The sequence below is a fragment of the Actinoplanes palleronii genome (assembly GCF_016862315.1).
GTDB classification, from domain to species: domain Bacteria; phylum Actinomycetota; class Actinomycetes; order Mycobacteriales; family Micromonosporaceae; genus Actinoplanes; species Actinoplanes palleronii.
Genome location: NZ_BOMS01000097.1, coordinates 1 through 11974, shown reverse-complemented (window position 1 = coordinate 11974; position 11974 = coordinate 1). Strand labels below are relative to the sequence as shown.

Genomic DNA, 11974 nt, shown 5'->3' with positions numbered 1-11974 from the left:
TCCTGGTCATCATCTTCACGAGCTCGCCACCACCAGTTCCCGGTCGGCCTGGGCCGCCTCGGTGGCCGTGACGGCGTGCGCGTTCGGGCGCACGGTCCACCAGAGCACGCTCACCCACGCCGCGGTGAGCAGAACCGCGCCGAGCACGTCGGTCGGGTGATGCATCCCGCGGTACATCCGGGACAGCGCCACCCCCACCGGCATCAGCACCGCGAGCGCCGGGAAGATCCAGCGCCACGGCTGGCGGACCCGGGCCATCACGACGATCGCGATCGCGGTCCACATGCAGATGGTGGCGGCGATGTGCCCGGACGGGAACGACGAGGTCGGCATCACGCCGTCCAGCTGCTCGGCTTCCGGGCGGGGCCGGCCGACCGCGGCCGCGGTGGTCAGGAACAGGGTGAGCTCGCCGACCATGGTCAGCACCAGGAACAGCACCGGGCGCCACTGCCGCCAGAGAGCCAGCGCGAGCGGGCAGAAGATCAGCGAGATGATCAGGATGGCGTGCGTGTCGCCGGCCTTGCTCCACCCCCAGCTGATCTTGTCGAGCTCCGGGGTGCGGAACGTCTGCAGCCAGCGCGGCACGGCGTCGTCGAAGCCCGGCGACCACCGGGTGACCGAGTAGCCGAGCAGGTAGAGCAGGCCGAAGGTGAGCACCCAGCCGACCAGGATCTCCGCGCCCTTGGCCCACGGGTGCGGCAGGACCGCCTCCTCGTTCGCGGCGATCTTCAGGTCCGCCGCGGCTTCCGGTTCGAGACCCTCGTGGATCGGGTTCTCGTCCGGGTGGCCGGACTCCCGGCGCCAGACCCGGAACGCGTACGCCGACGCGCTGATCCAGGCGATCCCGAGCAGCCAGCCGGCCACCACGTCGGAGAGGAAGTGCACGCCGAGCGCGATCCGGCTGAACCCGATCAGCACCACGATCAGGCCGACCACGCCGAGGAAGAGCGGCCGCCAGCGCTGCCGTACGGCGGGCAGCAGGACCAGCGCGAGCATGCCCCACACGATCATCGAGCCGAGCGCGTGCCCGCTCGGGAAGCTGTTGCCCGGCGCGGTCGCGACCGGCGACTCGACCACCGGGCGAACCCGGCCGACGAGCACCTTCAGCGACGGGTCCAGAATCATCGCGCCGATCCCGGTGACCACCAGGTAGAGCGCCGGGCGGGGCCGGCGGCGGATCAGCAGGATCGTGACGACCAGCGCGACCAGCGGGATCATGAAGCCACGCCCGCCGAACGTGGAGATCTGCTGGAGCACCTTCACCTTGGTCTCCGAGCCGGCCACCTGATGGTTGAGCCCATCGGCGACGGCATGGTCCAGGCTCTGCAGCGGCGACCAGTGGAAACGCACCAGCAGCAGCAGTGCGGCGAACCCCAGCCCGACCGCGATGACCGCGATCAGGCCGAGAACGCTACGTTCGGCGAAGCGCCGGACCGGGGCCCAGCCGGCGCGTTCCACCACTCGGTTGTCTTCGGTCACGGCACTTCTCCCAAGAGGTCGGGGGGTGCCGCGTTCTTACCCCGTGGGGTCGGCCGGTACACCGGTCGTGCGTTGAGCGGGAACGTCCGGCGCCGGTTCCCACTGATCGGGCTGCGCCGGCTTGGCACCGACCCGGCGCGCCTCCAACTGGGCGGCGAACGCCAGACCCAGGAAGAACGCGATCCCGGTCAGGTTCGCCCAGAGCAGCAGCGCCATGATCGCGGTGAGCGGGCCGTAGGTGGCGCCGAAGCTGCCACTGACCCGGATGTACCCGGCGAGCCCCAGACTGGCGATCCACCACAGCACGGTGGCCACCACGGCGCCGAAGAGCAGCCAGGACAGCGCCGGCTGCTTGCGGCGCGGCGAGTGCCGGAACAGCGCGCCGACCGCGAAGACGATCAGGGCCAGGCTGAGTGGCCAGCGCACCACGTCCCAGCCCACCCGTACCCACCCGGGTATGTCGAAATGGTCCTCGGCGGACTCCCCGGCGGCCCGCCCGGCGACCAGCAGCAGGAAGCCGAAGAGCGCGGGCAGGCCGGCGGTGAACGCGAGCACCACGGCCCGGAAGTACTTGTGCAGCGCCGGGCGGTCCCGCTCCACCCCGTAGATCCGGTTGGCGCCGCGCTCCACCTGGGCCATCGCGGTGGTCAGCGCGAACAGGCCGGTGATCATGCCGAGGACCAGGGCCAGCTCGCCGGCGTCCTCGGTGCGCTCGTCGTCCATCAGCAGCTCGCGGACCAGCGGCTCGCTGGCGCCCGGGGTCATGCCGATCACGGTGTCCGCGACCACCTCGCCGCCGGACTCGACACCCAGGTCGGTGGCGAGGCCGGACAGGGCGATCAGGAACGGGACGATGGCCAGGCACAGCTGCAGCGCGAACGCCCGGGAGTGGCTGAAGCCGTCGCCGTACCGGAACCGGATGAAGGCGTCGCGGACCAGCGGCCAGCGGCCGTAGTGGCGCAGCGCCAGGAACGCGTCGTCCGCGGAGAGCTCGTCCCCGGCCATGCTGCGGGTCTCGGGGACCGGTTCGGTGCTGCTCATCGCTGTTTCGCTCGTTTCACGACCGCTGCGGCGTCGTAGGCCAGGTCCGGGTCTGCGTCGGGTTGCGGCACGCACAGGACAAGAGCCTTATGCCGTACGGAAATCTTCATGGACTTGCCCGGAGCGATCAGGTCCCCGTCCAGCTGCCTCGGCTGCGAACGGTTGCTGTAGATCTCCACCCGGGACGCGGTGAACGTCTCCATCTTCGGCACCCGCTCGCGCCGGCTGGCCACCGCCGCGATCAGCCGGGCCCAGGAGAACAGGTTGTTCGGGCTGATGATCGCCACGTTGAACTTGCCGTCGTCGGGCACGGCCCGTTTCAGCAGGCGCATCCCGCCCTGCAGCCGGCCCACGTTGCCGACGATCACGGTACGCGGGCGGCGCGGCATCGGCGGGCCGCCGTCCAGCCGGATCCGCACCCGCATCGGCCGGTCCAGCAGGTGCTTGGCCGCACCGCCGAGATACGCCGGCCAGCCGATGTGCTTCTTCGCCCGCTCCGAGGTGTCCTGCAGCATCATCGCGTCGAAGCCCATCCCGGCCATCACCACGAAGCACTGGTCGCCGATCACACCGACGTCGATCCGGCGGCGGCCACCCTCGAGCGCGACCTGCAGCCCGGCGGCCGGGTCGGTGCCCAGCCCGAGGTTCGCCGCGAGCAGGTTGCCGGTGCCGGCCGGCAGCACCGCGAGCGCCACGCCGGTGCCGCTCAGGGCGGTCACCACGGCCATCACGGTGCCGTCGCCACCGCACGCGAAGACCAGCTCGGCGCCCTCGGCCACGGCGCGCTTGGCCTGGCCCCGGCCCGGGTCCTCGGGGGTGGTCTCGAACCACGCGGGCTCCGGCCAGCCGGCCTTGGCGAGGCTGGTGCGGAGGGTGCGCCGGAGCTGATCGAGATCGGCCACCTTGGCGGGGTTCACCACGACGGCGGAGCGGGGTCCAGTCACCGGCCCAGTTTGCCGGAGTCACGTCACAGCTGCGACTCAGGAATCATTCGACCTCAGGAAGGGCACACTTTCTCGGGTGACCCGCTTGACGTACCCCGAAATCGGCCAGACCCGCACCGGTGCGCTCCCGGACGGCTATCGGCATCTGCGCTATCGGACCCGGCTGGGGTCCGGCGAGGCGGTGTTCGCCGCCGCCGGCGAAGCCGTGGTGACCTTCCGGATGCACCGCGCCACCGGCGCGCGGGTCCGCACCGACGCCGGGCGGGCGACGCCCGGCGGGCAGCTCAGCATCGGTCTCGGCCCGGTCAGCGCCCCGTGCGAGGTGGTCTGGGTCGCCCAGGAGGACGACAAGATCGGATTTGGGTACGGAACGCTCCCGGGCCACCCGGCCACTGGCGAGGAGGCCTTCGTGGTCGAGCGCGACGAGCGGGGCGGGGTGTGGTTCTCGGTCACCGCGTTCAGCCGTCCGGCGAGCACCCTGATGAAGCTGGCCGGGCCGTTCGCGGTGCTCGTGCAGCAGGTTTACGCACGCCGGTGCGGCCAGGTCCTCCGGCGGCTGGGTACCGTGAACCGGTGAGCACGACGACGGTCACCTGGTGGGGACACAGCACGGTCTGGCTCGCCGACTCGGGCGTCACCCTGCTCACCGACCCGGTGCTCACCGACCGGCTGGCCCACCTGCGGCGGATGGCCGGCCCGTCGCCGCGGCTGCCCGGCGCGCCGGACGCGATCCTGCTCTCCCACCTGCACGCCGACCACTTCCACGTGTCCTCGCTGAAGGCGGTGCCCGGCGAGCCGCTGCTGATCGTGCCGCGCGGCGCCGCCGCCTTCACCGCGAAGGCGCTCGGCCCGGCCGCCGCCGCCCGGTGCGTCGAGCTGGCGCCCGGTGACGAGGTCGAGGTCGGCGCGGTCCGGGTGCGCGCCGTGCCGGCCCGCCACGACGGCGGGCGCGGTCCGTGGTCCCGGGAGCGGGCCGCGGCCATCGGGTTCGTGGTCGAGGGCGCTTCGCGGACCTGGTACGCCGGTGACACCGGCCTGTTCGAGCAGATGCACGACTTCGGCCCGCTCGACCTGGCGCTGATCCCGGTCGGCGGCTGGGGCCCGACCCTCGGCGCGCACGGCCACCTGGACCCGGTGGACGCGGCCGAGGCGCTGCGCCGGGTGAAGGCGTCGCTGGCGGTGCCGGTGCACTACGGCACGTTCTGGCCGGTCGGGATGGGCCGGTTGCGGCAGCACATGTTCGACGGGCCCGGCCCGCGCTTCGCCGAGCAGGCCGCCCGGGCAGCGCCGGACACCCGGGTGCGGGTGCTGGCGCACGGCGAGACGCTGACCGTCGGGCCGGCCGCGTGATCGCCACGCTGGGCGCGCTCGGCTGGCTGTTCGCGGTGGTCTGCTTCGGGGCGATCATCCCGATCGTGCCCACCGGCGCGGCGGTGAGCGGCGCCGCCACGCTCGCGTTCCACGAGAGCCACCCGGTGACCATGGTCCTGGTGGTGGCCGCCGGCGCGGCCGGCGCGTACGTCGGCGACCTGGCGATGTACGCGATGTGCCGATTCGGCGGGGAGAAACTCGCCCGGCGGCTGCGCTGGCTGCGCGACGAGGAGCACCTGTCCGCGGTCAAGGACCGGCTCCAGCAGCGCCAGGTGCCGGTGCTGCTGGTGTCCCGGCTGATCCCGGGCGGGCGGGTGCCGGTGCTGCTGACCGCCGCGTTCGCCGGCATCTCCTGGCGGACGTTCGTGGTCGCCAACCTGCCGGCCTGTGCGCTGTGGTCGGTGGTCTACGCCGCGATCGGCCTGGCCGGCGGCTCGATCTTCCCGCAGCCGTGGCAGGGCGTGCTCGCCGCGGTCATCCTGATCCTGATCGTGAACCAGGCGCTGACCTGGTGGAACAAGCGCGGCAAGCTCAGTACTTCAGGTACGTCCTAGTCAGCTTGGCGACCTTCTCCACCACCGCCATGCCGCCGGACATGCTCTGGTGCCCGTGCGACAGCACCGCGATCGAGACGTCCACGTCGTCGCCGGTGATCCGGCCGACCGTGTTGATGATCCAGCGGCCGTTCTCGGTCGACCGGGCCAGCCAGCCGTTCTTCACGGTGGTCTTCTCCCCGGCCTTCGCCGCCGCCGGGACGCCCCAGTCCTGCTCGGCGTTGACCGTGCTCATCAGGCTGTACGCGTACGCCCGGCCCCTGGCCTTGATCGGGCTCGTCGCGCTGACCAGCTGGGAGAGCAGCTTCACCTGGTCGGTGGCGGTGGTCCGGGTCAGGCCCCAGGCGCTGTTCACCGTGGTGCCGGTCAGCCCCAGCCGCTTGTCGCACTTCTGGATCGCGGCCTGCTTGCCCAGTGAGGTGAACAGCGAGGTGGTGGCGTCGTTGTCGCTGTTGCGGATCATCAGCTTGGCCCGGGAGTCCTCGGACGTGGTGAGCTTGCGGCCGGCGTCCTGCGCGGTGAGCAGCAGGCACGCCAGCACCTGCACCTTCACCACGCTGGCGGTCTCGTACGTCTCGGCGCCGCGGTAGGCATACGTCACACCGGTCTTCCGGTCGAGCACGGCGACCGAGAACTCGGGCACGGTGGCCGCGTATTTCTTCAGCGCGGCGTCCAGGGCCTTGGCCCGCTTGGTCTGCTCGATCGCCGCCAGCTCCTCGGGACTCGGCCCGGCCGGCGTCGGGCTCGCCGTGGTCGCGCTGCCGGTGAGATACGTGTCGGCAGCGCCCCCGCCGCCGCTGAACAGGCCCTTGGCCAGCAGACCGACACCGCCCAGGAGCACCACGGCAGCCATCATCACGATCCAGTTCGGGGAACGTCGCACCCCTGCATAGTGCCGTGCCGGCGGCCCGGATGCGTGCCCGGTGTCCTGTGGATCGCCCACGAATATCCGAATTTCGCGGTGAGCCTGCGCACCGGCACGGTCGGTGACCGGCCCCGTTCGCCCGGGCAGAGCAGAATGGGGGGATGGCGTCACTGCTGTCCCGAGCCGTCCAGATGTCCCGCGTCGTGCTTGCCGCGCCGGCCGTCGCCGCTGATCTCACCCGCGCCGCGATCGGTCAGGTGATCGAGACCGCCGGCGCGGTCGCCAGTGTGCCGGTACGCGCCATGAACCTGCTCGGCCAGGCGGAGCTGCTGGTCAACCGGGCCGGGCTGGCGATCGGCCAGGCCGAGGAGCTGATCCAGCGGGTGACCGCGGTGACCACGGCCGCCGAGGACACCGTCGTCGAGGTGCGCACCATCACCGGCACGGCCGACACCCTGGTCGCCGAGGTCCGGGCGATCAGCACGGCGGCCGCGCTGACCGTCACCGAGGCCGGCGCGATCTCCACGGCCGCCGGTGACCTGGTCCGCCGGGCCTCCGCCACGGTCGACGCGGCCGGCGCCATCGTGATCGACGCCGGGTCGCTGACCACCTCGGCGGCCGACATCGTGGCCGAGGCCGGCGCGATCAGCGCGGCGGCGCGCACCCTCGTGACCGACGCGGCCACGGTCGCGGCACAGGCGTCGACGGTGGTCGCGCGGGCCGATCAGGCGTCGATCGTCGCCACCGAGATGCTCGACGAGTATTCCCCGACGCTGCGCAAGGCCGCGCCGCTGGCCGCCCGGTTCATCGACGAGCTGACCCCCGACGAGGTGACCGCCGCGATCCGGATGGTCGACCAGCTCCCGGTGCTGCGCGACCACCTGGTGAACGATGTGATGCCGCTGCTGAGCAAGCTCGACCAGGTCGGGCCGGACCTGCACAAGCTGCTCGAGGTGACCGAGGACCTGCACCTGGCGATCGCCGGCCTGCCGGGGCTGAAGATGCTGCGCCGCCGCGGCGAGGAGCGCACCGAGAACCACCAGGTCAAGCCCTGACCCAGCTGTGCCTCAGGGGTGCCTCCGCGCTGCGGAGACACCCCTGACAGCCAGCCGAAACCGGGAGCGCGGCCGGGCCTTGCGTGCTGCGGTCTCGCGTTCGCCTCACGGGCGGGACTCGGCTCGTAGCCTGCGGACGCGCGCTCCGTATTCGTACCCCATAGGTTTGCGGTGGGATCGCTGGACCGCGACCCCACCGCATTCACCTCGCGCCGCGCCCGGTCCTGCGTCGGAGAGTGCGACCTTGCGACAAAGTCACGTTCCTACCGGGCGGTGCGGCGAAAGCCTCCGACGTCGTGGATCAGAAGACCGAGACGCCGTAGACGCTCAGCGGCTCGACGACCGGCTGGAAGTACGTGACGCCGCCCGAGGAGCAGTTCCCGCTGCCGCCCGAGGTCAGGCCGAGCGCGGTGGTGCCCGAGTAGAGCGAGCCGCCGCTGTCGCCCGGCTCGGCGCAGACGGTGGTCCGGATCAGGCCGGAGACCGAACCCTCGGAGTAGTTGACCGTGCTGTTCAGGGCGGTGACCCGGCCGGAGTGGATGCCGGTGGTGGAGCCGCGGCGGTAGACCGTGGCGCCGACGGCCGGGGTGCCGGCCGACGTGATGTCCTGCGAACCGACGCCACCCGTCTTGGTGATCGTCGTGTTGGTGTAGCGGACGATGCCGTAGTCGTTGCCCGGGAAGCTGGTGCCGGACCGGGTGCCGAGCGTGGCGGAACCGTTGGTCCAGGTCGCACCGGCGTTGGTGCAGTGGCCCGCGGTCAGGAAGTAGTTGACGCCGGCGCTGGTGCGCACGTTGAAGCCGAGCGAGCAGCGCGCGCTGCCGGTGTAGATGGCGTCGCCGCCGGAGATCCGGGTGCTGATCGTGCCCGCGATGGTCTCGATCCGCGCGTTGTCACCGAGCTTGGCGACCGTGGCCTTGACCGCGGCCAGCTTGGCGCCGGTGATGCTCGAGTCGACGCTGACCACGACCTGGTTGGTGACCGGGTCGACGGCGAAGGCGGTGCCCGGGGTCTTCAGGTTGACCTTCAGGCTGGCGTCGGCGGCCGCGAGGGCGGCGCCGCTGCGGGCCACGAAGCGCGGGGTGGCGCCGGACGCCGTGACCTCGGCCGCGGTGGTCGCGTCGGTCACGTTGACCACCAGCTTGCCGGAGGCGTCCAGGTAGGACCCGGCGTCACGGGAGCCGAGCTGGGTGTCCAGCTTGCTGGCAAGTGCGGACGGCGCGAACGACGCGTCGCCCACGGCCGGGGCAGCCGAGGCGGGCGACGTGGCCATGAAGGCGCTGCCGACAAGGATGCCGACTGCCAGGCCGACGATCGGCCGGCGAAGCTTCGGGTTGAGCACGGTTCCTCCCAGGGGGATTGGGTAGGTGGCACGCCGGTCCGGCACGCCAGTGCTCGCAAGTATTCAAATGTTTCAATGCTTTCCGCAAGGACCGGTCAACCTGGCACATTGTTGATCAAGTCAGCGCTGAGCAGCGGAAACCTTAGTCCCATCGTGCGGGGGTATGACCCCTTCGGGATGAATCAGCGTTCCATCACATTGATGGGAGCTTCGTCGGCGAGCCGGTAGCCCAGGCCGTAGACCGTGGTGATCAACTCGGGGTCGTCCAGCTTGGTGCGCAGGCGGCTGACGTGCACGTCGACGGTCCGGTTGGTGGTGTGCCGGTGGCCCCAGACATGGGTGAGCAACTGGGTCCGACTGAACACCTGACGCGGGTGCTGGGCCAGGAACAGCAGCAGGTCGTACTCCAGGCGACTGAGGTCGAGCCGCTGACCGCCGCGCAGCGCGGTGCGCGCCCGCGGGTCCAGCACGATCTCGCCCTCGCCGCTGCTCGGCACGACCGGCGGCTCCAGCTCGATCGCGGCGCCTGGACCGGCCGCGTCGACGAGTTCCCGCAGGGCGGCCAGCACCCGATCACGCCCGCCGACCCCGCCGGCGATGCTGATCGTGACGGTGACCGGGGCCTCCGCCGTCAGGTCCGGCACCGGGCGCAGATCCGGGCGGGTGTGCGTGGCACGCGGATGGGCGATGGCGAGCGCTGACATGTGCGACTCCTTCGACGGCTACGACCACCGGATCCGGCGGCACCCAGCAAGGATATAATTCCTATCTGTTAGATAGGCATACCGCATCGTAGTCACACTCGCCACATCCCACAAACCCCACGTTCTTACTAGGATTTGGGATCGCTGTTGACCCCGGACCCCAGCGGGCCGATGGTGAACATGTTCTCAACCAGTGGACGGTCTCGTTTGTGGACACCAGCCTGGGTTAGAAGTTTGCCGAAACGGGGCAATTCACCCGAACTTGGAGAGGAGGCGCGGCGTGCCGGTCCGGGCGCCGCGAATCGGATGACGGGAATCGTTGTGGTGTCCGGCAACCCGCGCGCCGGATCACGGACCTCGGCCCTGGCCGTCGCGGTCGGGGAGGCCCTGGCCGTCCGGCTCGGTTCGCCGCCGCCGACCGTGATCGAGGTCGGCGAGCTGGGCGCGGGGCTGCTGACCAAGGGCGACGAGGCCACCGCGGCCGCAGTGGACGCGCTGACCGGGGCGAACCTGCTGGTGGTGGCGACACCGACGTACAAGGGGAGCTACACCGGCCTGCTCAAGGTGCTCCTCGACCAGCTGCCGAACCAGGGGCTGGCCGGGAAACTCGCGGTGCCGGTGGTCACCGCCGGAATCGCACCGCAGGCCGCCGCCGCCGAAGGGGTGCTGCGGCAGCTGCTGGTCGAGCTCGGAGCCATCGTGGTGCGCCCGGGACTGCCGGTGGTCGAGGCCGACCTGGCGGAGACGCCGGCGATCGCGCAGAAGTACGCGGCCGCCCTGGATTGGTGAAGGGTTATCCCCGGCGATGCGCCGGGGATAACCCTTTTTCAGGCTGCTACCTCGACCGTGTACTGCCTGGTCGCGGAGTTGCCCCAGCTGTCGGTGAACCGGACCGTGAACGTCGCGGTCTCCCCGTCGGCAGCCGTCGGCACCCCGCTGATCAGGCCCGACGCGTCCAGACCGAGCCCGGCCGGCAGCACGCCCGCGGCCAGCGTCCAGGCGCCGTCGCGCTGATCCGCGGTCGACAGCCGGCCCTCGTAGTCCACACCGGCCTGCGCCGCGGGCAGCTCGGCGTCGATCACCGGGACGTCGGCCACCACCGGGATCACGATCGTGCTGGTGACCGCCTGCGGCACGTAGTCGGTGAAACGCACGGTCACCGTGTAGGTGCCGGGCCGGGTCGGGATGCCGGTGATCGCTCCGGAGTGCGCGAGCGACAGACCGGGCGGCATGCTGCCGCCGGCCACCTGCCAGATTCCGGTCCGCGCGGATTTCAAAGTCAACTTCCCGGTGTACGACATGCCGACCGTCCCGGCACCCGTCCGGGACGTGGCGATCACCGGCTTGGCGGGCGGCGCCGGGACGAAGAGCAGCCGGTTCGGCGAGCCCTTCCGGTCGGTGACCTTGCCGGTGGTGGCGTTCGCGACCAGCTTCGCGCGCACCTGCGAGGGGGTCAGGCCCGGGCTCGCATCCAGGATCAACGCGACCGCGCCGGTCACGTGCGGGGTGGCCATCGACGTACCGCTGTAGACGGCGGTGGCGGAGTTGCTGTTCGCCACGGACGACCGGATGTTCACGCCGGGGGCGAAGATGTCGACGCCACTGCCGTAGTTGGAGAACGACGCCCGGCGGTCCCGGCTGTCGGTGGCCGCCACGGTGACCGCCGCGGGCACGTCGGCCGGGCTGCTCCAGACCGCGTTGTCGTTCTCGTTGCCGGCCGCCACCACGTAGGTGACACCGGACGCGATCGACTGCTCGACCGCGTAGTCCAGCGACGGGCTGGACGAGCCGCCGACGCTCATGTTCGCCACGGCCGGCTTGACCGCGTTCGCGGTGACCCAGTCGACGCCGTCGATCACATCGGACAGGTCACCCTCACCCTCGCAGTCGAGCACCCGTACCGCGACCAGCTGCACCTTCTTGGCCACGCCGTAGTGGGCGCCACCGATCGTGCCGGCCACGTGGGTGCCGTGCCCGTCGCAGTCCGCCGCGGTGGCGTCGTCGTCGGTGAAGTCCCAGCCGTACGACGCCCGGCCACCGAACTCGGCGTGCGTGATCCGGATACCGGTGTCGATCACGTAGGCGTGCACCGACGACCCGTCATCGGTCGGGGTGTACGCCTTGGACGGCTTGACCCCGCGCTGGTCGATCCGGTCCAGGCCCCAGGCCGGGTTCTTCTGCGTAGTGGCCACCCGGACCCGGCGGTCCTGCTCGACCGAACGGACCGCCGGGTCGGCGGCCATCTTGCGGGCCTGCGCGGCGGTCATCTCGGCCGCGAACCCGGGGATCGTCCGGAACGCGTGCAGCAGCTTCCCGGCGCCGAGGCTGTGCACGCGCGGACCCTTGGCGGCGCTCTTCAACGTGACGATGTACCGGCCGGCCACGGCGCCGGGCGCGCCGGCACCGATCACCGAGCCGGCCGCGAGGGCCGGGGAGGGAGCAGCCAGGGCAGCCGAAACGACGACTGCCGAGGTGAGGAAGGTGCCGAGAGTCCACTTACGCATGCCCAGCGGATCGGTCACCGCGGCGACCGGCTGAGCTCTGCACCGACCTGCCCCCGAACGACTCGCCTCCCGCAACCTTGGGGGGTCGGGGGGCTGGCGCGAGGGGGGGCGGTTT

General features: G+C 71.4%; 12 protein-coding genes. 5 read left to right on the top strand and 7 right to left on the bottom strand.

Going from position 1 to position 11974, the window contains the following annotated elements; all coding sequences use genetic code 11:
* Positions 1–15 precede the first annotated feature (15 nt).
* From Apa02nite_RS30870 to Apa02nite_RS30860, 3 genes are read right to left on the bottom strand one after another with little or no spacing between them, the layout of a single operon-like run.
* On the bottom strand, positions 16–1479 hold the full coding sequence (locus Apa02nite_RS30870; protein ID WP_203828165.1) for a phosphatase PAP2 family protein: 1464 nt from the start codon (positions 1477–1479) through the stop codon (positions 16–18).
* Between the two features lie 36 nt (positions 1480–1515).
* Positions 1516–2520 carry a YihY/virulence factor BrkB family protein gene (locus Apa02nite_RS30865; protein WP_067692510.1) on the bottom strand — a complete coding sequence of 335 codons (1005 nt, stop codon included), beginning with the start codon at positions 2518–2520 and terminating at the stop codon, positions 1516–1518.
* Positions 2517–3464, bottom strand: a complete 948-nt coding sequence (locus Apa02nite_RS30860) for a diacylglycerol/lipid kinase family protein (protein WP_203828164.1) — start codon at positions 3462–3464, stop codon at positions 2517–2519. The genes Apa02nite_RS30865 and Apa02nite_RS30860 overlap by 4 nt, the downstream gene beginning before the upstream one ends.
* 76 nt (positions 3465–3540) lie before the next feature.
* Between Apa02nite_RS30860 and Apa02nite_RS30855 the strand changes: the two genes are divergently transcribed.
* Genes Apa02nite_RS30855 through Apa02nite_RS30845 form a run of 3 tightly spaced genes read left to right on the top strand, consistent with a single transcriptional unit; the run spans position 3541 to position 5389 of the window.
* Positions 3541–4041, top strand: a complete 501-nt coding sequence (locus Apa02nite_RS30855; protein WP_203828163.1) for a DUF1990 domain-containing protein — start codon at positions 3541–3543, stop codon at positions 4039–4041.
* Positions 4038–4814, top strand: coding sequence for an MBL fold metallo-hydrolase (locus tag Apa02nite_RS30850; RefSeq protein WP_203828162.1), 777 nt, complete (start codon positions 4038–4040; stop codon positions 4812–4814). Before Apa02nite_RS30855 ends, Apa02nite_RS30850 begins: the two co-directional genes overlap by 4 nt.
* Positions 4811–5389, top strand: a complete 579-nt coding sequence (locus Apa02nite_RS30845) for a DedA family protein (RefSeq protein ID WP_067692501.1) — start codon at positions 4811–4813, stop codon at positions 5387–5389. The genes Apa02nite_RS30850 and Apa02nite_RS30845 overlap by 4 nt, the downstream gene beginning before the upstream one ends.
* Here the strand turns inward: Apa02nite_RS30845 and Apa02nite_RS30840 are convergent.
* Entirely contained in the window at positions 5367–6272 is a 906-nt protein-coding gene (locus Apa02nite_RS30840; protein ID WP_307871993.1) for a serine hydrolase, read from the bottom strand. The two genes, Apa02nite_RS30845 and Apa02nite_RS30840, sit on opposite strands and share 23 nt — an antisense overlap.
* A gap of 143 nt (positions 6273–6415) precedes the next feature.
* Between Apa02nite_RS30840 and Apa02nite_RS30835 the strand changes: the two genes are divergently transcribed.
* The gene (locus Apa02nite_RS30835) at positions 6416–7309 is read left to right on the top strand and encodes a hypothetical protein (RefSeq protein WP_203828161.1); all 894 of its coding nucleotides are present in this window, start codon (positions 6416–6418) and stop codon (positions 7307–7309) included.
* 301 nt (positions 7310–7610) lie between these two features.
* Here the strand turns inward: Apa02nite_RS30835 and Apa02nite_RS30830 are convergent, their stop codons facing one another.
* The gene (locus tag Apa02nite_RS30830) at positions 7611–8651 is read right to left on the bottom strand and encodes a S1 family peptidase (protein ID WP_203828160.1); all 1041 of its coding nucleotides are present in this window, start codon (positions 8649–8651) and stop codon (positions 7611–7613) included.
* Positions 8652–8833: 182 nt separating this feature from the next.
* Complete coding sequence (locus Apa02nite_RS30825; protein WP_203828159.1) at positions 8834–9355, bottom strand: winged helix-turn-helix domain-containing protein; 522 nt, start codon at positions 9353–9355, stop codon at positions 8834–8836.
* Between the two features lie 306 nt (positions 9356–9661).
* Here Apa02nite_RS30825 and Apa02nite_RS30820 point away from each other — a divergent pair, with 306 nt between their 5' ends.
* Entirely contained in the window at positions 9662–10144 is a 483-nt protein-coding gene (locus tag Apa02nite_RS30820; protein WP_067692493.1) for an NADPH-dependent FMN reductase, read from the top strand.
* A 38-nt stretch (positions 10145–10182) separates the two neighbouring features.
* Here Apa02nite_RS30820 and Apa02nite_RS30815 read toward each other — a convergent pair whose 3' ends face one another.
* Positions 10183–11877, bottom strand: coding sequence for a S8 family peptidase (locus tag Apa02nite_RS30815; RefSeq protein WP_239164683.1), 1695 nt, complete (start codon positions 11875–11877; stop codon positions 10183–10185).
* Positions 11878–11974: the final 97 nt, after the last annotated feature.